The sequence below is a fragment of the Nonomuraea sp. NPDC051298 genome, from assembly GCF_055586305.1.
Window position 1 is genome coordinate 70,649 of the sequence record NZ_JBVJIM010000035.1, and the last position, 19,307, is coordinate 89,955.

Consider the following 19,307-nt stretch of genomic DNA (forward strand, 5'->3'; position numbering starts at 1 on the left):
CGACCGAGGGCGGGGCGTGATGGACGGGCTGCGGCTGGACGGACGGGTGGCCGTGGTCACCGGGGGCGCGGGCGCGATCGGCGCCGCCATCGCCGCCGACCTGGCCGCGCTCGGCGCACAGGTGGTGGTCGCCGACGTGGACCTGCCGCGCGCCGCGGAGGTCGCGGCCGGGCTGCCCGGCGCGCGGGCGCTGCCCGTGGACCTGGCCTCGCCCCGGGCGGTGGCGGAGTTCGGGGACGCGGCGGGGGAGGTGGACATCGTCGTGCACAACGCCGGGGTGTCGATCGTGGAGCCGTTCACCGAGAGCGACCCGGCGGGCTGGGAGCTGATGTGGCGGGTCAACCTGCGCGGGCCGATGTTGCTGACCAGGCGGCTGCTGCCGGGCATGATGGCCAGGGGGTGGGGGCGGCTGGTGTTCGTCTCCTCCGACGGGGCGAGGGCCGGCTCGGGCGGCGAGGGTGCGTACGCGGCGACCAAGGCGGGCCTGTTCGGCCTGGCCAAGACGCTCGCCCGCGAGGCCGCCAGAGCCCGCGTCACCTCCAACGTGGTCTGTCCAGGCCCCACCGACACCCCGATGCTGCGCCGCGTCTCCGAGGCCGAACCCGGGCTGGTGGACCGGATCGCGCGCGGCATCCCGCTGCGCCGCCTCGGCACCCCCGCCGACGTGGCCGGGCTCGTCGCCTACCTCTGTACGGATCGCGCCGCCTACATCACCGGCCAGACCCTGTCGGTGAGCGGCGGCGTGACCATGCACTGACCGGCCATGCGGTCACAACGCGTCGTAGACGGCCTGCACCAGGCGCAGTCCGCGCAGGTTGCCGGAGAGGGCGTTCGCCATCCTGTTCATGACGTAGCCGATGGCCAGGCCGCGTTCCGGGTCGCCCAGGCCGACGGCGCCGCCCATGCCCGAGTGGCCGAACGCGCTCTTCGACGGCATCGGGAACGTCAGGGACGGCCGCATGAACCCCAGCCCGAACGACGTGTCGAGCCACAGGACCCGGTCGGGACCGTCCACCCGGGGACGCAGGGCCTCCCCGAGCGTCTCGGGGCGCAGGAGTTCGCCGGAGAGCAGCCCGCGGTAGAAGCCGGCCAGCCCGCGGGCGGTGGTGACCACCCCGGCCGCCGGCCAGCCCGTACGCAGGATCACCGGGTGGTTCGCGCCGCCCTTGAGCAGGTGGATGCCGGGGTTGCCGAGGGCGCGGTTCATGAGGCTGTGCGGGTCGAGCGCGGCCCGCGCCATCTCGGCCAGGACGTCCCGCGGGCGTCCGTCCGCCGCGGCCTCGGTCACCCGAAGCCCGGGGGACTCGGGATCGGCGGGGGCGGGGGCGGGGGCGGGACGGTCGGCTGCCTTGAGTCGCGCCGCTCGGGCGATCACCGGCTCAGGCGCCCCCACCCACAGCTCCAGCCCCAGCGGCCCGGCGATCTCGCCCGCCACCAGCTCGCCCACCGACGTGCCGGTCACCCGCCTGACCACCTCCCCGATCAGGAACCCGTACGTCAGCGCGTGGTAGCCGTGCGCCGACCCCGGCTCCCAGAGCGGCGCCTGACCGGCCAGCCGGGCGGCGATCGCCGGATGGTCCTCGAACTCCTCCACCGGCACCGGCTCCTCCACCACCGGCAGCCCCGCCTGATGGGTGAGGACGTGCTCGACGGTGACCGCCTCCTTGCCGTGCGCCGCGAACTCCGGCCACACCTCCGCGACCGGCGCGCCCACGTCCACCGCCCCCCGCTCCGCGAGGCGCAGCAGCACGGCGGCGGTGACCGCCTTGGTGCAGGAGTAGGCGAAGACGGGCGTGTCGCGCTCCCAGGGCCGTCCGGCGCGCCGGTCGGCGACGCCGTCCCACAGGTCCACGACCAGCTCGCCGTCCAGGTAGACGGCGAAGGCGGCGCCCAGCTCCTCGCCGTCGGCGAAATGCCGTTCGAACACCTCGCGCACGCGGGCGAAACGCGGATCGCAGTGCATCGGACCTCCACGAGAAAGGAAGCGCTTACTTGGTGAACGAGCCTAACAACTGGGGACGATTCGGCCCAGACGATCAGCGGGGCACCCTCAACCTCCTCACCCCGGACGTGGTCCTCGACGCCCTGCGCAGCGCGTCCACGGGCGAGGTGCTGAGCCTGGCCATGCCGATCAGGGGCGCCACCTCCTCGCCCGCGCCCACGACGGTCCCGCACCTGCCGGGCCGTCCGCTGCCGCAGCACTTCATGTCCGTGGACGGTGGCGACTACGCGGCGGGAGCCAGGCCGGTCGGAGCGGGACTGCGGGTGGCGGACGACGCCCTGGTCGTCACCCACCACGGCACCACCACCCACATGGACGCCCTGTGCCACATGTGGTCGGGCGACCGGCTCTACAACGGCCACCCCGCCGCCCGGGTCCGCTCCTACGGCGCCACCAGGTGCGGCATCGAGCACGTGGGCGGCGTGGTGGCCAGAGGCGTGCTGTACGACGTGCCCAGGCGGCTCGGGCTCGACCACCTGCCCGCCGGGCACCGGATCCCGGCCGGGCTGCTGGCGGAGCTGGCCACGCCGCGCCCGGGGGACGTGGCGATGATCCGTACCGGCTGGCCGGTGGTCTGGGAACGTTCGCGGGAGGAGTACTGGTCGGGCCAGCCCGGGTTGTCCGCCGAGGCGGGCCGCTGGCTGGCGGCGCACGACGTGGCCGCCGTGGCCTGCGACAACGCCGCCATCGGCGCCCTCGACGCCCGTGGGCGGGCCGAGGAGCCCCTGGAGGACGACCTGCACCTCCTCCTGCTCCACCGGCACGGCATCCACCTGATCGAGCTGCTCTGGCTGGAGGAGCTGGCGGCGCGCGGGCGTACGGAGTTCGTGTTCGTGGCGGCGCCGCTGCGGATCGAGGGCGGCACCGGCAGCCCGCTCACCCCGCTAGCGATCCTGTGACCAGGTGACGGGGAGGCTCGCGACCCCGTAGACGGCGGCGTGCTGCTTCAGCGGGACCTCGGCGGCGGGCACGGCCAGCCGCAGGCCGGGGAGACGTTCGAACAGCGCGCGCAGGCCGAGGCGCAGCTCCAGCCTGGCGAGCTGCTGCCCCAGGCACTGGTGCACGCCGTGGCCGAACGACAGGTGCCTGCGGGCCTCCTCGCGCCCGGGATCGAGGACGTCAGGATCGGCGAACACGGCCGGGTCCCGGTTGATCATCGGCAGCGACAGCGCGACCGTCTCGCCCTTGCCGACCCGCGTGCCCGCGACCACCACGTCCTCCAGCGCGGCCCTGCTGGGCGCGCCGAGGTGCACGATCGACAGCCAGCGCAGCAGCTCCTCGACCGTGTCCGTCCCGTCCGGGCCCTCCTCGTACCCGCGGCCCGCCTCCAGCAGCGCGAACACGCCGAGCGCCAGCATGTTGGCGGTGGTCTCGTGGCCCGCGACGAGCAGGAGCATCGCGACGGTGACCAGCTCCTCGTCGGGCAGCTCGCCGAGGAGGCCGCTGATCAGGTCGTCCTCCGGCGCGGAACGCTTGCGGCTCACCAGCTCGCCCAGATATCCCGCCAGGTCGGCGGTCGCGCCGTCCACGTCGCCGTCCGGCGCCACGATCCGCAGGCTGCGCTCCTGGAAGAAGTCGTGATCCGCGTACGGCACGCCGAGCAGCTCGCAGATGACCACCGAGGGGATCGGCAGCGCGTACGCGCTCACCAGGTCCGCCGGCGGCCCTGCCGCGACCATCGCGTCGAGGTGGTCGGCGGCGACGCGCTCGATGCGCGGCTCCAGCAGGCGCATCCTGCGCAGCGTGAACTGGCCGGTGAGCAGGCGGCGGTAACGCGTGTGCTCGGGCGGGTCCATGGCGCCGAAGAAGCCCGCGGGCGCGGGGCGGCCGGCCGCGCCGGGCGTGGTGAACCGTACGGCGGGGTGCTTCAGCTCCCGCCTGGCGCTGAACCTGGGGTCGCTCAGCACGGCCCTGGCGGCCTCGCTCGTGGTGGCCAGCCAGCCCAGATGGCCGTCCGAGAACTCCAGCCTGGCCATCGGCGGCAGGCCGCGCAGCCCGGCGGGCGGGTCGAAGGGGCACCGCGGATCGCGGTCCATGGGGAGTCGCATATTTTGAGAGTAGACTCTCAAAAGAGAGTTGTATAGCAAAAAATTATGATCTCTCGTGTGGACGCGGGCCGCGGCACGCCCGAGAATGCGGAGACATGAACGACCGACCGGGGCTGCGCGAGCGCAAGAAGGCCAAGACGCGGGCGTCGATCCAGAAGGAGGCGCTGCGGCTGTTCCGCGAGCAGGGCTACGCCGCGACGACGGTCGAGCAGATCGCGGAGGCCGCGGAGGTGGCGCCCAGCACCGTCTTCCGCTACTTCGCGACCAAGGAGGACCTGGTGATGGTCGACCAGTTCCCGCCGTTCGTGGAGGCGTTGCGGGAGCTGCCGCCCGAGGTGCCGCCGATCCCGGCCGTGCGGATGGCCATGCGCGCGGTGATCGAGGCCCAGACGCCGGAGGAACGCCTCGACAGCCTGGAGCGCGAGCGGCTCATGCTCACCGCGCCCGAGCTGTGGGCGGCGAGCCTCGACAACATCACCGGCGTGCTCAGGAGCCTCAACGAGATGCTCGCCGCCCGCGAAGGGCGCGACCCAGGCGACCCGGAGATCCGCAACGTCACCGGTGCGATCATCGGGGTGATCATGGGAGTCTGGCTCGACTGGGTGAAGGACCCGGACCTCGACGCGCCCGCCGAGCTGGACCGGGCGCTGGCGCACCTGGAGGCGGGGCTGCCCCTGCGTCAGGAGCCCGGGTAGTTGCCGCCGCCGTGCGCCGCGTCCAGGGCGTCGTAGTCGGGGGTGAAGCCACGCTTGGGGATCGTGTCGGCGAACACCACGTGCCGGGGCCTCTTGTACGCCGCCAGCGCCGTCCTGACGTGCTCCACCAGGTCGTCAGGCGTGGCCGTGGCGCCGGCGTCGAGCACCACGACGGCCTTGACCGCCTGGTGCCAGTCGGGGTCGGGCACGCCGATGACGGCGGCGTCGGCGACGGCGGGATGGGCCTTGAGCACGCGTTCGACCTCGGCGGGGTAGATGTTCTCGGCGCCCGACTTGATCATGCGGAGCTTGGGGCCGACGAAGGTGATGGTCCCGTCGGGTTCGCGGCGGCCGAGGTCGCCAGTGTGGTGCCAGCCGTGCCTTGTTTTTTCAGCATTTAAGTCGGGTCGGGCGAAATATCCGGAAAAGAGGGTCTTGCCGCGGGCGCAGATCTCCCCGACCTCGCCCACCGGGACCTCGCCGCCGTCCGGCCCGAGGATCCGCACCTGCACGAGCGGCGACGGCCGCCCCGCGAACCCCGCCCCGCCCTCCGCCAGCCCGAGGAACGTGAGCATGCCGCCCACCTCGGTCTGCCCGTAGCCGCCCATCTTGCTCCGGCACCAGGGGGAGTCGTCCACGGTGATCATGTCGTCCCACTCGGCGGAGTGGGAGACGAACCTCAGCGACGACAGGTCGTACTTGCCGTCGGTGTTCGCCTCGGCCACCGCGTCGATCATCTGCCCGAACAGGAACGCCTGCGTCACCCGCTCGGCGTCGATCAGCCGGCAGACCTCCCCGGGGTCGAAGGCGGGGGTGAAGACGTTCGTGCCGCCGATCTGGAAGGTGGCCAGGCAGAACATCATGGTCCCGACGTGGAAGAGCGGGCCGTTGTTGAGGAAGGTGAAGCCGGGCTCCATCTGCCGTACGACCAGCAGGGACGTGGCGTGCGCGACCAGGGCGGCACTGCTGAGCAGGGCGGCGCTCGGGCGTCCGCCGAAGGCGGCGGTGTAGAGGGCCAGGACCGGCTCGGCGTCGTCGGCCTGGGGGAAGTCCCGGGGGACGGCGCCGGAGATCAGCCGCTCGTACTCCTCGCCCGCCCGTATCCACGTCGTCCCGTGATCCCGCAGGGCCTCGACGGCCTCGGAGGGCTCCCAGACGACGGCCGCCGGGGTCAGGTCGGTGAGCACGAAGCGCAGTTCGTCCCGCGACTGCCGCCAGTTGGCCGGGCAGCAGACCGCGCCCAGGCGGGAGCAGGCCAGCAGCAGCTCCAGCACCGCGTACGCGTTCCTGCCCAGCCACACCACCCGGTCGCCGCCGGACACCCCCAGCCCGGCCAGCGCGGCGGCGAGCCTGCTCACGCGGTCGTCCAGCTCCGGGTACGTGAGCCGGAGGTCGCCGTCCACCACCGCCGTCACCCGCGGACGGCTGCGGGCGTGGTCGGCGAGGACGTCTGACAGGGAAAGGCTGTGGATCATCGAAGCCTCCGGCGGGGGTGTCGGTGGACGGCGGTCGCGGCCTCGGCCGGGTGCCGGGAGGCGCCGGTCGCGGCCTCGGCGGGGGCGTCAGCGGAAGGCGGGCATGACCTCGGCGGCGAAGAAGCGCATGACCTGCTTCATGTCCTCCAGCGGCATCGGGCGGGTGCTGCCGAAGTCGCACAGGAGGTTGGTGAACCCCGCGTCCCTGAGCACCGAGATCTGCTCGATCGCCCGCGCCGGGTCGCCGATGACCTCCAGTTGCTCCCACCGGAAGTCGGGGGAGACGGCGCCGCCCTTGAGGTAGCGGTCCTGGTAGAACTCGAAGCCCTGCGCGGCCCGGCCGGTCTTGGGGTCGATGGGGGCGCTGCGCTCGTTGAAGATGCGCGAACGGTCGAACGACGCCTCGAACCTGGCCTGGTCGGCGCGGGCCTGTTCGAGGGTGGGGGCGACGTACACGCTGCGGGCCACCACCAGCTCGGCGCCCGGCGGGTGCCCGGCCCGCGCGGCCGTCTCCCGCCATGTCTCGGCCGCCTTGACGACCTTGCGGAACGTGGCCGCCGGGTCGGCCAGGACGGGCAGGCCGCGCTCGGCGTACATGGTGACGGTCTCCGGTGAGACGGCCGCGACGTGCAGCGGCGGGTGCGGGGTCTGGAGTGGCCTGGGCACGAGCGAGACCTCGGAGCCGGTCCGGTAGAACTTCCCCTCGTGCTGGTACGCCTCCCGCGTCCAGAGCCCGAGGATCACCTCCAGCGCCTCGTTGAACCGGTCACGCGCCTCCGCCAGGTCGATCCCGAACCCCTCGAACTCGAAGCTCTGGTATCCCCTGCCGATCCCCAGGTCCAGCCGCCCGCCGGACAGCACGTCGACCTGCGCGGCCTCCTCGGCCACGTGGACGGGGTTGTGCAGGGGGAGCACGACGATGCCGGTGCCCAGGCGGATGCGCTCGGTGCGGGCGGCGGCGTGGGCGAGCACGGTGAACAGGTTGGGCACCACGCCGTAGTCGCGGAAGTGGTGCTCGGCCAGCCGCACCCCGTCGAACCCCAGCTCCTCGGCCAGCTCGACGAGCTCCAGGTGGTAGTCGTAGACGTCCTTGAAGCTCTGGCCGTCGAAGCGGTGGAAGAGGTGGAAGGTCGAGAACTTCATGCGGCGGCCGCCCCTCAACGGTGAACCAAGCGCTCGCTTGGGAGCGTATCACAGCCCTCGCGGCCCCGGCTCCGTCCGGGCGGGCGGGCGAGGAAAGCTGGCCATGAACGGCGGGCAGGCTGCGGGTGAATTGTTCAGTATGTCTGAATAAGCACCCTTATGCCGGTATGGCGGCGCGCCTAGCCTGCCCTACATGTCTAGGCAATTACCACCCCCGTGGAAGGCGTTTGTGCTGTTCCTGGGGGTCATCGCAGGTATCACTCTGTGTACAGGTCCGGCCTCCGCGCACCTGACCCGGGAGCACGCCGAGTTGGTCGTGGCGTCGAACCAGGGGATCGCGAGCGGGCGGCTCATCGTCCATCAGGACGTGGTGAGCCCGGAGCGGGCCGGGGCTTGGGCGGCCGGGTTGCTGCAGGGGCCGTGCCCGGTCAGCGCGCACGGTGTCGCCGGGGACGGCAACGGTGTTCCCGGTGGCGTGGTCGTCGAGCTGGCCTGGTCCTGTGCCCTGGATTCGATCGATCTCGCGCCGCTGCTGGGCGAGGCGGGCCTCACGGAGGTCATCGCGGAGTTCGACGGGATGGCCGCCCTCGTCACGGCGGAGGCTCCGGTCCTCGACGCCGGGGGCGCGCACACGCCCGAGGCTCCCGCGTGGCCCGGCCTGCCGTGGCTTCTGGCGCTCCTCGCCGTCCTGCTGCTCGCGGCGATCGGCGTCGTACGCCGGGCCCCAGGCGTCGTACGCCGGAGCCCAGGCAAGGGATCGGTGAAGGTCGCGGTCGCCGCGACGGTCGGCCTGGCCGTGCTCGCGCCGCAGACCGCCTTCGCCGCGACGCCCGGCCCCGACGGCGCCACGCCGAGCGCGGCGGGCACTCTGACGCTCGTCACCGCCAACCCCAGGGCCGGTCAACCGGTCACCTTCGCCTACGGCACCGACCGGCCGAACGCGCTGAACTGGGTCGGCATCTACGCCGCCGGCGAGAAGCCGGGCGTGGACTACTCCCGCGTCTGGGTACGGGCCCCCGAGTCCTCGGGCCAGGTCACCCTGAGCACCTCCGCGCTCGGCGCGGGCGAGTGGACCGCGTACTTCCTCTACAACGACGGATACGAGCAGCTCAGCGCCCCCGTCACGATCACCCTGACGGGCGCGGGCGCGGACCCGGTGACCGTCAAGGGCGTGGTGTACGAGGACCGCGACGGCGACGGCCGGCGCGACCAGGGCGAACGCGGCATGAAGGGCGTCTCGGTCACCGACGGCGCCGTCTGGGCCACCACCGGCGCGGACGGGTCGTACAGCCTCCAGGTCGACCGCAACCGGCGCGAGACCGACCTGGTCCAGATCGTCTCGCCCGACGGCTACCAGCCCGTGCTGCGCGACGACTACGTCCCGCGCTTCTTCAACGAGGTGAAGGACGCGGCCGAGCTGGACTTCGCGCTCGTGCCGACCAGGGCGGCGGCCGACCCGGAGGAGACCTGGCTGATGGTCTCCGACCCCGAGGTCGGCAACCGCACCGACGCCGAGTACGCCGACTCGGAGCCGCGCTGGACCGGGCAGGTCAAGGCGATGGCCGAGGTCGACGGCGCGACGCTGACCGTCTCCACCGGAGACCTCACCGTCACCGACTACGCCGAGGTGGCCCGCCGTCAGGGCGGCTACGACGTGCTGCGGAAGGGGCTGCGGAACGGCGGGCTGGGCCACCCCTTCTACCCGGTGATCGGCAACCACGACATGGGCGGCACCGAGACCTCCAGCGGGTACGCCGGCGCCGTGGAGTACTGGCGGCGCAACGTCGGACCGGAGTGGTACAGCTTCGACCGCAACGGCCGCCACGTCGTCGTGCTGGAGGACAACGACACCCGCGGGCTCTCGGCCCAGCTCGCCTGGCTGCGCGAAGACCTGGCCAGGCACGCCGTGGGCAAGCAGGTGCTGGTGTTCGCGCACCGGTCGCTGTTCACCCGCTGGGGCCCGGGCGCGGGCATGCAGCCCACCGTGGACGAGCTGGCCAAGTACGACGTGCGCATGTTCGCGGCCGGGCACAACCAGCAGGCCGAGTACCGCAGGGGCGCCTTCAAGCGCTCGGTCGAGGTCAACAACATGGGCATGTACGGCATCGACGCCGCCCGCCCCGACTACAAGATCCTCGACTTCAGCGGCATCACCGGCGCCGACCAGGGCTACGTGACCGCCACGCGCCGCCAGTTCGGCGTCAACGACGACGTCTCTCTGGTCAGCCCGGCGTCGGGCAGCCTGCACGGCGCCAAGGCGGGCGTCCCGCTGGAGATCTACGCGGAGGACGACGGCCGCACCCCGGCCGCCGCCACGCTCACCATCCGCTCCTCGAACGGCAAGGTGGCCCAGCAGCGCAAGGGCCTGCGCTTCGGCGCCGGCACCCGGCCAGGCGGGATCGTCAACTGCTACCCGGGCGAGGCGTGCCCGGCCGCGCACGTCTCCTGGACCAGGGTCAGCGACCGCATCACCGGCCTGCACCCCGGCAGGTACACGGCCGAGCTGCAGGTCGTCGACACCGAGGGCAAGCGGTTCCCGCAGGTGCGCACCTCCTTCGAGGTGCGGGCCGACGCCCGCGTCGCCAGTCCGGCGCCGGGCGGGGACTGGACGCGCCAGGGCGGCGACGAACTCGGGCGCTCGGCGGCCGCCGACGACCCGGGCAGCGCCCTGGACCTGCGCTGGGCCGCGAACACGGGCGAGCAGTTCCATCTCAACGGCGCCGCCGTGCACGACGGCAAGGTGATCGTCGCCTCGCAGGCGTTCGCCTCGCCGTACAGCATGATGCTCGCCTACGACGCGCGTACCGGGCGTGAGGTGTGGCGGACCTACCTCGACGGCGACGCGGAGTCCTTCCCCACCGTGCACGACGGCAAGGTCTACCTGACCACTGGGGTCGGCCGTGTCTACGCGCTCGACGCGGACACCGGCAAGGTGGCCTGGGAGGCGATCCACGCCGAGGAGGTCAAGCCCACCAGCGTACGCAGGTACGGCAGGGCGGGCGGCCCCGTCAGCGTCTTCGACCTGCCGCAGGGCCGCGCCGTGGCGGTCTACCAGGAGTGGGACGTGGTGCGCTGCCGCGACGCCCGTACCGGTGAGCTGCTGCCCGGCGGCTTCACCGCGCCGGTCGCGTGGGGCGAGTTCCACAGCACGGCGATCAGGCGGCCGGGCTCGACCACCGCGTGGCTGCACTCGGGTTCGAGCCAGTCGCTGATCGCGATGGACCTCACCACCTGCGCGCAGGTGTCGACGGTGGACACCGGCGGCGACATCTACTCGCAGTCCTCCCCGGCCTTCACCGACTCGGGGCTGGTGACGGCGACCGCCAGTGGTGTGCGCGGGCACGCCGCCGACGGCAGGATCACCTGGCAGGCCGCGCTCGGGACCGCCTCGGTCTGCGAGTACGGCCCGCCGCCGGTGACCAGCCCGGCCGTCTGGGGCGCCACCGCCTACGTCGGCGGCCAGGACGGCGTGATCCGCGCCTACGACACGGCCTCGGGCAAGGTCGTGTGGGAGCGTCCGACGGGTTACCTGCCGGGCGAGAGCCCGATGGACGACCCCTGGCGCGCGGGCACCTCCTGCCAGGCCAACGGCCCAGGATCCCCGGCGATGCACCCGCTGGTCACCAGGACCGTGGTGTACGCGGGCACCTGGGACGGCCGGGTGGTGGCGCTGGAACGGTCGAGCGGCAGGCTGCTGGCCCAATACGACCTGGGCGGCGGCGTGGCCTCGGCCCTGTCGGTCAGCGGCAACCTGCTGTTCGCGCTGACCGACGACGGCTCGATCCACGCGCTGACGGCCAGGTGACGGTCTGAATGACCAAGGTTCTGTCCCGCCTGCTCGCTGTCGCGGGCGTGGCGGCGCTGATCCTGCTGGGGGCGGCGGGTCCGGGGTGGGCACACCCCTTCGGCCCGCCGCCCGTGGCGAAGGTCAGCGTCGGCGGACCCGCCGTCGAGGTGACGTGGTCGGCCGCCGCCGACGACGTGGCCGCGCTGCGGCGGGCCGCCGGCGGCTCGATCGAGGACTACGTACGCCGCGGGCTTTCGGTCTCCCAGGACGGCGCGGGCTGCCCGCTCACCGGGGTCACGGCCCGTACGGACGGCGTGGTCGCCCGGTTCCGCTGCGCCCACGACGCCGACCTGCTGACGTTGCGCGTGTCGCTGCTGCACGACGTCGACGCCGCCTACCGTACGGTGTCGGTCACCCCGTCGGGCTCGGGCGCGCTGCACACCTCCGCCGCCCCGGTCCACGACGTCCGGCTCACCGGAGCCGCCGCCGACGGGGCCGGTGCCGCTGGTGGGACCGGTGAGGCCGCGGGCGACCTGGCCGCCCTGCTCGACCGCTTCCTGCCACTGGCGCTCCTCCTGGCGCTGCTGGCGGGGGCGGGGCACGCGTGCGCGCCTGGCCACGGCAAGACCCTCACCGCCGCCTACCTCCTGGGCGGCCGGGCCCGGCCGCTCGACGCGGTACGGCTCGGCGGCGTCGTGGCCCTGATGCACACGGTGTCGGTGGGGGCGCTGGCGCTGATCTGGTGGGCCGCCATGGAGAGTGCGCCGGATCTCCGGGTGGTCACCGAGTGGCTGCAACTGGCCAGTGCCCTGGCCGTCCTCGCGGTGGGCTGCGCCCTCCTCCGCCGCCACCTCCGCTCCCGGACCCACGGCCACGGGCACGGGCACGGCCATGGGCACGGGCACGAGGGGTCGCTGCTGACGTGGAGGGGCCTGTTCACGCTGGGCGTCTCCGGCGGGTTGCTGCCCTCGCCGTCGGCGTTCCTCCTGCTGCTGGCCGGTCTGCTGTCCGGCCGGGCGGCCACGGCGCTGCTGCTGGTGGCCGCGTTCGGCGTGGGGATGGCCGTCACCCTGGCCGCGGTGGGCCTGGCCGTCATGCGCGGCGGGGACCTGCTGGGCAGGGTGAGCGGCCATCGGCTGCTCTCCCGCCTCCCGTTGGCCGCCGCACTCCTGGTGGTGGCGGGCGGCGCGGTCACCGCCGCCCTGGCGGCGGTCCAACTGGCCGGATGACCACTGGCCGTGATCGTGCCGTGCGGCGCGGGAGAGACACAGGTCACATCGGGTGCGTGTTATGTCGTCACCAGGTCAGGTGTCTTGGGGGTGTAACAGCAGACAGCGGCAGGCCGGGCCGACCCCGGACCGCCGCCACCGCAGGAAGACGGAGTGTCATCATGAGCAAGGTCTGGTTCGTCACCGGTTCGTCCCGTGGCCTCGGCCGGAAGTTCGTCGAGGCCGCCCTGTCCCGCGGCGACAGGGTGGCCGCCACCGCGCGGAGCACCGCGAGCCTGGACGAACTGGTCGCCGCCCACGGCGACGCGGTGCTCCCGCTGGAGCTGGACGTGACCGACAAGGCCGCCGTCTTCGACAGCGTGCGGCGGGCCAGGGAGCACTTCGGCCGTCTCGACGTCATCGTGAACAACGCCGGCTACGCCCAGATCGGCGCGATCGAGGAGCTGACCGAGCGGGAGCTGCGCGACCAGATGGAGACCAACCTGTTCGGCGCGGTGTGGGTGATCCAGGCGGCGCTGCCCCACCTGCGCGAGCAGCGCTCGGGGCACATCATCCAGTTGTCCTCGGCGGCCGGGGTCATCGCCATGCCGCTCGGCGGCGCGTACCACGCCTCCAAGTGGGCCCTCGAGGGCCTGAACGAGGCCCTCGCCGGCGAGGTCGCCGACTTCGGCGTCAAGGTGACCGTCATCGAGCCCGGCGGCTTCGCCACCAAGGACGGCAGGAACCCCGATCCGCTCGCCAACGGCCACATGGCGCGGACCGACCCCGCGTACGACGGTCTGCGCCGGAACCTCGGCGCGGTCGCGGGAAAGCAGCCCTCGGGTGACCCGGTCGCGGCGGCGCAGGCGCTCCTCACGCTCGTCGACTCGGACCACCCGCCCCTGCGGGTGCTCTTCGGCCAGGGCTTCTACCCGATGATCCAGCAGGCGTACGCCGACCGGCTCAAGACCTGGGCCGACTGGCAGGATCTCTCCGCGCGGGCCCACGGCAGCCTCGACGCCTGACGGCCGCGGGAGGATCAGGACCGGCCACAGCGGAGGAGACCGAGGGATGAGCGACCACGCCACCGACCCGGCGACCGAGACCTTCGTCGCCCATCGCAGCCTGCTCTTCACCGTCGCCTACGAGATGCTCGGATCGGCGGCCGACGCGGAGGACGTCCTCCAGGAGACCTGGCTGCGCTGGGTCAGGACCGACCTGGACCAGGTGCACGACCAGCGCGCCTACCTGGTCCGGATCACCACCAGGCAGTCGCTCAACCGCCTGCGCAGCCTGAAGCGCCGCAAGGAGGCGTACGTCGGCCCCTGGCTGCCCGAGCCGCTGCTCACCGCCCCGGACGTGGCCGAGGACGTCGAACTCGCCGAGAGCGTGTCGATGGCCCTCATGCTCGTCCTGGAGACGCTGTCGCCGACCGAGCGCGTGGTCTTCGTGCTGCGCGAGGTCTTCGAGGTCGGCTACGACGAGATCGCGGCCACCGTCGGCAAGAGCCCCGCGGCCGTCCGCCAGATCGCGTACCGCGCGCGCCGGCACGTCGACGCCCGCCGCCCGCGCGAGGTGGTCTCCTCCGGTGAGGCGCGGGCGGTGCTGGAGTCGTTCCGGCGCGCGCTCGGAGCCGGGGACCTGCGGGGGCTGCTCGACGTGCTCGCCCCGCAGGTGGTCCTGGTGAGCGACGGCGGCGGGGTCAAGCAGACCCCGCCGCGGCCCATCAGCACCGCCGACAAGGTGGCCCGCTTCATCGCGGGCGGCATCGGGAAGGCCGGAGTCACGCTCACCGCCGACCTCACCGTGGTCAACGGCAGCCCGGCACTCGTCATCCGCGTGGACGGCGAGATCGACGGCGTCATGGCGATCAGTGTCGAGGACGCCCGCATCACCGGCCTGTACTACGTCCGCAACCCGCAGAAGCTGACCCGCATCGCGGCCGAGACCCCGCTCACCCTGCGATGACCGGCCGAACCCCTGGGCAGGGCCCCTGGGCAGGGCATCAGGGGGTGGCGACGGGCTCGCGCAGCGGGAGGCGTACCTCGAACCAGGTGTCGCCGGGCACCGAGCGGACCTTCAGCTCGCCGCCGTGCCGCCCGGCCACGATCCGGTAGGAGATGTCGAGCCCGAGGCCCGTGCCCTCGCCCACGCTCTTCGTGGTGAAGAACGGCTCGAAGATCCGGTCTTTGATCGCGTCGGGCACGCCGGGGCCGGTGTCGCCGACCTCGATGATGGCCTCGTCCTCGTCGTGCGCCGTACGGACCGTCAGCGTGCCCTCCTCGCCCATGGCGTCGAGCGCGTTGTGGATCAGGTTGGTCCACACCTGGTTCAGCTCGCCCGCGTAGCAGGGGATGGCCGGCAGCGTGCGGTCGTAGTCGGTCACCACGCTGATGCCCGGCGGGATCTTCCCGCGGAAGATCGCGATCGTGCTGTCGAGCAGCTCGTGCACGTCCACCTGCTGGAACGGCGCCCGGTCCATCTGGGAGTACTGCTTGGCCGAGCGGATCAGCGTGGTGATGCGCTCGGTCGCCTCGGTGACCTCGTCGAGCATCTGCGAGATCTCGATGGCCTGGGCCAGCCACTGCAGCGCCCCTGGCGTGTGCTCGTCGCCCACCTTGGTGCGGATCTTCTGCAGGTAGTCGGTGGTGAAACCGGCGTTGACCAGCGCGGGGGCCAGCTCCCACGCGTCGCTCACGCCCAGCTCCTCCAGCGCCTCGCCGAGTTCGTCCTCGGCGTCGGAGATCTCCAGCGGCGAGCGCTGCGGCTGCTTGCCCAGGTTGGCGGTGCACGCCTCCTGCGCCTCGATCAGCGCGCGCAGCCGCTCGGCCGCTATGCCGTCCTGGGCGAGCTGGGCGAGCTGGAAGCGCGAGGTCGTGATCAGCGTACGCAGCTCGCTCACCGCCCGTACGGCCGCCGCGGCCGGGTTGTTCAGCTCGTGGGTGAGCCCGGCCGTGATCGTGCCGAGCGCGGTCAGCCGCTGCCGCCGGTCGATGATCTCCCGTTGCATCCGCCCGCCCGACAGCATGCCGTCGAGCAGGTGCATCGCCATCGGGAACCACTCGGCCACGATGTAGGCGAACTTCTTGGCCGGCAGCAGGAAGATCCGCGACGGCGCGGTGGCGCGCAGCGTGTGCTGGTAGGTCTGGGGGGCCCGCTCGCCGAGGTAGGCCGAGGTGGCGCCGCCGTAGACGCCGGGCTGCGACACCCGGGGCATCGCGACGGTGCCCGCGGTGACCGTCTCGTTGATCATCTGCACCTCGCCCTCGATCAGCACGGCGAAGCAGTCGGCGGGGTCGCCCTGGCGGACGATGTCCTCGTCCTGGGCGTAGGCGCGCACCCGGCCGCTGGCGGCGAGCTTGGTGAGCTGCCCGTCGGTCAGGCGTTCGAACAGGAAGAGCTTGCGCAGCTCGTCGATGTCGATGCCCAGCTCGCCGGCGCCCGGCTGGTCGGTGTCGGGCTGGTCGGTGTCGGGCTGGGGGGCGATCGGTCGGTCGGTCATTGCTTCTCCAGGTAGCGGTGCACGAGCGCGACGGCCATCGCGCCCTCGCCGACGGCGGAGGCCACTCTCTTGATCGACTCGGCGCGTACGTCGCCGGCGGCCAGCACCCCGGGCACGTTGGTCTCCAGGTAGTACGGCTCGCGCCGCAGCGGCCAGTTGCGCGGCCGCTGCCCACCCTGCACCAGGTCGGGCCCCGTCAGCACGAACCCGCGCGGGTCGCGCTCGATCGTCTCGCCCAGCCACGACGTGTACGGCTCGGCTCCGATGAACACGAACAGCCACTGCGCGTCCACCGTGCGCTCATCGCCCTTCGTGGACAGCGTCAGCCGTTCGAGGTGGCTCTCGCCCGCACCGCCGACCACCTGGGTCTGCACGTGCACCTCGATGTTGGGGATCGCGGCGATCTGCTCGATGAGGTAGTGAGACATGGATTTCTCCAGACCATCACCCCTCACCAACAAATGGACCTTGCTCGCGAATCCCGACAGGTAGACGGCGGCCTGACCTGCGGAGTTGGCCGCCCCGACGATGAACACCTCGGTGCCCTCGCAGGCCGGCGCCTCGGTCACGGCGGCGCCGTAGTAGACGCCCCGGCCCACGAAGTCCTCCAGCCCGGGGGCCTCCAGCCGCCGGTAGGTGACGCCGGTGGCCAGGATGACCGCGTGCGCCGCGATCTCCCCGCCGTCCTTGAACCCGATCACCCTGGCCTGCCCGCGCGGCTCCAGGTTGGTGACCTTGCGCGCGGTCAGCAGCTCGGCCCCGAACTTCAGCGCCTGCCTGCGCGCCCGGTCGGCGAGCTGCTGCCCCGAGACCCCGTCGGGGAAGCCCAGGTAGTTCTCGATCCTGGAGCTCTGGCCCGCCTGCCCGCCCGACGAGTACGCCTCCACCAGCACGGTGTTGAGCCCCTCAGAGGCCCCGTAGACGGCCGCCCCGAGCCCGGCGGGCCCCCCGCCCACCACGATCAGGTCGTAGAAGTCGGTGGCCGGCGTCGTGGACAGCCCCACCGCCGTGGCCAGCGCCGCCTGGTCGGGCGACTCCAGCGTGACCCCGTCGGCGGTCACCACCAGCGGCAGGTGGCAGCTCTCGCCGGCCGCCTTCACCAACTGCGCGCCCTCCGGGTCCTCCGCCAGCATCCACTGGTAGGGGACGTGGTTGCGCGCCAGGAAGTCACGCACCTGGTACGACTGCGCCGACCACCGGTCGCCCACCACCCGCAGCTCGGCCTGCTCGATCCGGTCGGTGCGCATCCAGGCGTCGAGCTGCCCGTCGATCACCGGGTAGAACTTCTCCTCCGGCGGGTCCCACGGCTTGAGCAGGTAGTGGTCGAGGTCGACCACGTTGATCGCCTGGATGGCGGCGTCGGTGTCGGCGTAGGCCGTCAGCAGCACCCGGCGCGCGTAGGGGTAGAGGTCCATGGCGGCCTCCAGGAACTGCACCCCGTTCATCTGGGGCATCCGGTAGTCGGCGAGGATCGCCGCCACCTCGTCGCCCCGCAGCCGCATCTCCTTGACCGCGTCGATGCCGGAGAGCGCCGTCTCCGCGCGCACGATGCGGTATTCGTGCCCGTAACGGCGTCTGAGGTCGCGGGCGACTGCCCGGGAGACGCCTGGATCGTCGTCCACCGTCACGATGACCGGCTTGTCCATACCCAACGCCCTTTCGAATCCAGTCCTTAAAGGAAGGATGTCACGTACCCGGGTATGCTGAGCACACGCTCATATCATGGGCGGATGGGCACGCGCGAGCGCATCATCGACGCCGCTGAGCAGGCGATTCACGAGTTCGGCATCGCCGGGGCCACCACGAGGCGGATCGCCGTCCAGGCCGCCTGCTCCGAGGCGCTGATCTACAAGCACTTCGCCGGCAAGGAGGAGCTGTTCCTCGCGGTGCTCCTTGAACGCCTGCCCGCGCTCGCCCCCGCCCTGGCGGAGCTGCGGCAGAGCGTCGGGAGGGGCGACGTGGCGGCCAACCTCACCGCGTTCGCGCTGGCGGCGCTGCGCTTCTACGCCAGGACCGCGGCCATCGGCGGCGGCGTGCTGGGCGATCCGCCGCTCATCGCGGGGTTCCGGGCCATGCTGGCCAAGGCGGGCGCGGGCCCGCACCTGCCGATCCTGGCGCTGGCCGAGATCCTGCGCACGGAGCAGCGCGGCGGCCGGCTCGACCCCGCCATCGACGCGGGCGCCGCCGCCTCGCTGCTGATGGGCGCCTGCTTCCACCGGGCGAACCTGGCCTGCTTCGTGCCGCTCCCCGACGACGACGAAAGCTGGGCAGGGACGGTCGTGGCGACGCTCATCAGGCGATGACGCGCGACTCCCCGCCGTCCACCAGCAGCGAGACCCCGTTCACGTACGACGCCCGCTCACTGGCCAGGAACGCCACCACGTCGCCCACCTCCTCGGGGCGCCCGATGCGGCCGACCGGCACGCCGTCGCCGCGCCGCCGCATCGCCTCCTCTCCGCCCGACAGGTCGCGCAGCCGGTCGGTCTCGATCGGCCCGGGCAGCACGTTGTTGACGCGTACGCCGTCGCGGCCGACCTCCCTGGCCAGGGTCCGCACGAGGCCCGCCACGGCCGAGCGCGTCGCGTTCGACAGCACCAGCCCGTCGAGCGCCTCGCGGGCCGACCTGCTGGTGATCGTGACGATCCGGCCCCAGCCGCGCGAGCGCATCTCGGGCAGCACCGCGTGCGCCAGGCGTACGGTGGCCAGCAGGTTGCGCTGCACGGCGACGTCCCAGTCGTCGAGCCCGACCTCGTCGAACCGGCCAGGGGGCGGCCCGCCCGCGTTGGCCACCAGGATGTCGACCGGGCCCAGCACCTCGCGCGTCTCCTCGACCACGCGCCTGGCCGAGTCGGGGTCCTCCACGTCGGCCAGCACCGCGTGCACGACCTTGCCGAACTCCTGCAGCTCCACCACCGCGTCGGCGAGCCGCTCCGGGTCGCGGGCGCAGACGCAGACGTCGCAGCCCTCCCGCGCGAGGCTCCTTGCCGCGGCGAGCCCGAGGCCCGCGCTGCCACCGGTGACGAGGGCGACCTTGCCCGAGATGCCGAGATCCATAGGGGCGACTATAGATCGTGCGCCCGGCCGATCTCAGCCGAGGCGCACGCGGGCGGGCGTCCGGATGCGGACGCCCACGACACAGCGCACGGGGAGCCACGGGGAGCCACGGGAAGCCGTCGTTCACCCGGGAAACCGGGCCGGAAGTAGCCGTTCATGGGTGGAAATGCCGCGATGAGCATGATGAGCTGGCCAGGTGGCGAGAAATTTAATCCTTTCAGCGGCAGCGGGCGAGGAACCCCGGTCCTTCAGGTCCGGGAGGAATCGCTTACGGTGCCGCACGTTTGTTCGAGTAATGGTAAAGTTCGCAGCGTGAAATTCGTTGTGCAGGTGCGGCTTTTCCCCACGCCCGCCCAGGAAGCGGCGCTGGCGGACACGCTGCGCCTGTGCAAC

16 protein-coding genes are annotated in these 19,307 nt (G+C 72.6%); 9 read left to right on the plus strand and 7 right to left on the minus strand.

The genetic code is table 11. The features are described 5' to 3' along the window. Positions 1-19: 19 nt before the first annotated feature. Positions 20-757: an SDR family NAD(P)-dependent oxidoreductase gene (locus tag ACZ6S0_RS48675; protein WP_465927192.1), complete on the plus strand. Its 738-nt coding sequence runs from the start codon at positions 20-22 to the stop codon at positions 755-757. Between the two features lie 12 nt (positions 758-769). Here the strand turns inward: ACZ6S0_RS48675 and ACZ6S0_RS48680 are convergent, their stop codons facing one another. After that, positions 770-1,963 (minus strand): serine hydrolase domain-containing protein, encoded by a 1,194-nt coding sequence (locus ACZ6S0_RS48680; protein ID WP_465927194.1) that lies wholly within the window; start codon positions 1,961-1,963, stop codon positions 770-772. Between the two features lie 29 nt (positions 1,964-1,992). Here ACZ6S0_RS48680 and ACZ6S0_RS48685 point away from each other — a divergent pair, with 29 nt between their 5' ends. Further along, complete coding sequence (locus ACZ6S0_RS48685) at positions 1,993-2,901, plus strand: cyclase family protein (RefSeq protein WP_465927196.1); 909 nt, start codon at positions 1,993-1,995, stop codon at positions 2,899-2,901. Here the strand turns inward: ACZ6S0_RS48685 and ACZ6S0_RS48690 are convergent. After that, a complete protein-coding gene (locus ACZ6S0_RS48690; protein ID WP_465927198.1) occupies positions 2,887-4,050 on the minus strand; it encodes a cytochrome P450 in 1,164 nt (387 codons plus the stop codon). The two genes, ACZ6S0_RS48685 and ACZ6S0_RS48690, sit on opposite strands and share 15 nt — an antisense overlap. A 95-nt stretch (positions 4,051-4,145) precedes the next feature. On the opposite strand from ACZ6S0_RS48690, the gene ACZ6S0_RS48695 reads away from it, so the two are divergent. Continuing rightward, a complete protein-coding gene (locus ACZ6S0_RS48695) occupies positions 4,146-4,745 on the plus strand; it encodes a TetR/AcrR family transcriptional regulator (protein WP_465927200.1) in 600 nt (199 codons plus the stop codon). Here ACZ6S0_RS48695 and ACZ6S0_RS48700 read toward each other — a convergent pair. Both ACZ6S0_RS48700 and ACZ6S0_RS48705 read right to left on the minus strand, forming a co-directional pair. After that, positions 4,730-6,220, minus strand: a complete 1,491-nt coding sequence (locus tag ACZ6S0_RS48700) for an AMP-binding protein (protein WP_465927202.1) — start codon at positions 6,218-6,220, stop codon at positions 4,730-4,732. The two genes, ACZ6S0_RS48695 and ACZ6S0_RS48700, sit on opposite strands and share 16 nt — an antisense overlap. A gap of 87 nt (positions 6,221-6,307) precedes the next feature. After that, a complete protein-coding gene (locus tag ACZ6S0_RS48705; protein ID WP_465927204.1) occupies positions 6,308-7,363 on the minus strand; it encodes an LLM class flavin-dependent oxidoreductase in 1,056 nt (351 codons plus the stop codon). A 193-nt stretch (positions 7,364-7,556) separates the two neighbouring features. Here ACZ6S0_RS48705 and ACZ6S0_RS48710 point away from each other — a divergent pair, with 193 nt between their 5' ends. From ACZ6S0_RS48710 to ACZ6S0_RS48725, 4 genes are all read left to right on the plus strand, one after another. Continuing rightward, positions 7,557-11,168, plus strand: a complete 3,612-nt coding sequence (locus ACZ6S0_RS48710; RefSeq protein ID WP_465927206.1) for an outer membrane protein assembly factor BamB family protein — start codon at positions 7,557-7,559, stop codon at positions 11,166-11,168. Between the two features lie 8 nt (positions 11,169-11,176). After that, complete coding sequence (locus tag ACZ6S0_RS48715; RefSeq protein WP_465927208.1) at positions 11,177-12,379, plus strand: hypothetical protein; 1,203 nt, start codon at positions 11,177-11,179, stop codon at positions 12,377-12,379. 161 nt (positions 12,380-12,540) lie between these two features. Then, complete coding sequence (locus tag ACZ6S0_RS48720) at positions 12,541-13,383, plus strand: SDR family NAD(P)-dependent oxidoreductase (RefSeq protein WP_465927210.1); 843 nt, start codon at positions 12,541-12,543, stop codon at positions 13,381-13,383. Between the two features lie 46 nt (positions 13,384-13,429). Beyond that, a complete protein-coding gene (locus tag ACZ6S0_RS48725; RefSeq protein ID WP_465927212.1) occupies positions 13,430-14,326 on the plus strand; it encodes an RNA polymerase sigma-70 factor in 897 nt (298 codons plus the stop codon). 37 nt (positions 14,327-14,363) lie between these two features. On the opposite strand, the gene ACZ6S0_RS48730 is transcribed toward ACZ6S0_RS48725, so the two are convergent. Next, a complete protein-coding gene (locus ACZ6S0_RS48730; protein WP_465927214.1) occupies positions 14,364-15,860 on the minus strand; it encodes an ATP-binding protein in 1,497 nt (498 codons plus the stop codon). Beyond that, positions 15,857-17,506 carry an NAD(P)/FAD-dependent oxidoreductase gene (locus ACZ6S0_RS48735; protein ID WP_465927216.1) on the minus strand — a complete coding sequence of 550 codons (1,650 nt, stop codon included), beginning with the start codon at positions 17,504-17,506 and terminating at the stop codon, positions 15,857-15,859. The genes ACZ6S0_RS48730 and ACZ6S0_RS48735 overlap by 4 nt, the downstream gene beginning before the upstream one ends. Positions 17,507-17,590: 84 nt before the next feature. Between ACZ6S0_RS48735 and ACZ6S0_RS48740 the strand changes: the two genes are divergently transcribed. Next, positions 17,591-18,163 (plus strand): TetR/AcrR family transcriptional regulator, encoded by a 573-nt coding sequence (locus ACZ6S0_RS48740; protein WP_465927218.1) that lies wholly within the window; start codon positions 17,591-17,593, stop codon positions 18,161-18,163. Here the strand turns inward: ACZ6S0_RS48740 and ACZ6S0_RS48745 are convergent. Then, complete coding sequence (locus ACZ6S0_RS48745; RefSeq protein ID WP_465927220.1) at positions 18,153-18,914, minus strand: SDR family NAD(P)-dependent oxidoreductase; 762 nt, start codon at positions 18,912-18,914, stop codon at positions 18,153-18,155. The genes ACZ6S0_RS48740 and ACZ6S0_RS48745 overlap by 11 nt on opposite strands. 174 nt (positions 18,915-19,088) lie before the next feature. Here ACZ6S0_RS48745 and ACZ6S0_RS48750 point away from each other — a divergent pair. Then, the coding region (locus ACZ6S0_RS48750; protein ID WP_465927222.1) for a hypothetical protein at positions 19,089-19,307 on the plus strand (219 nt) is incomplete at its 3' end.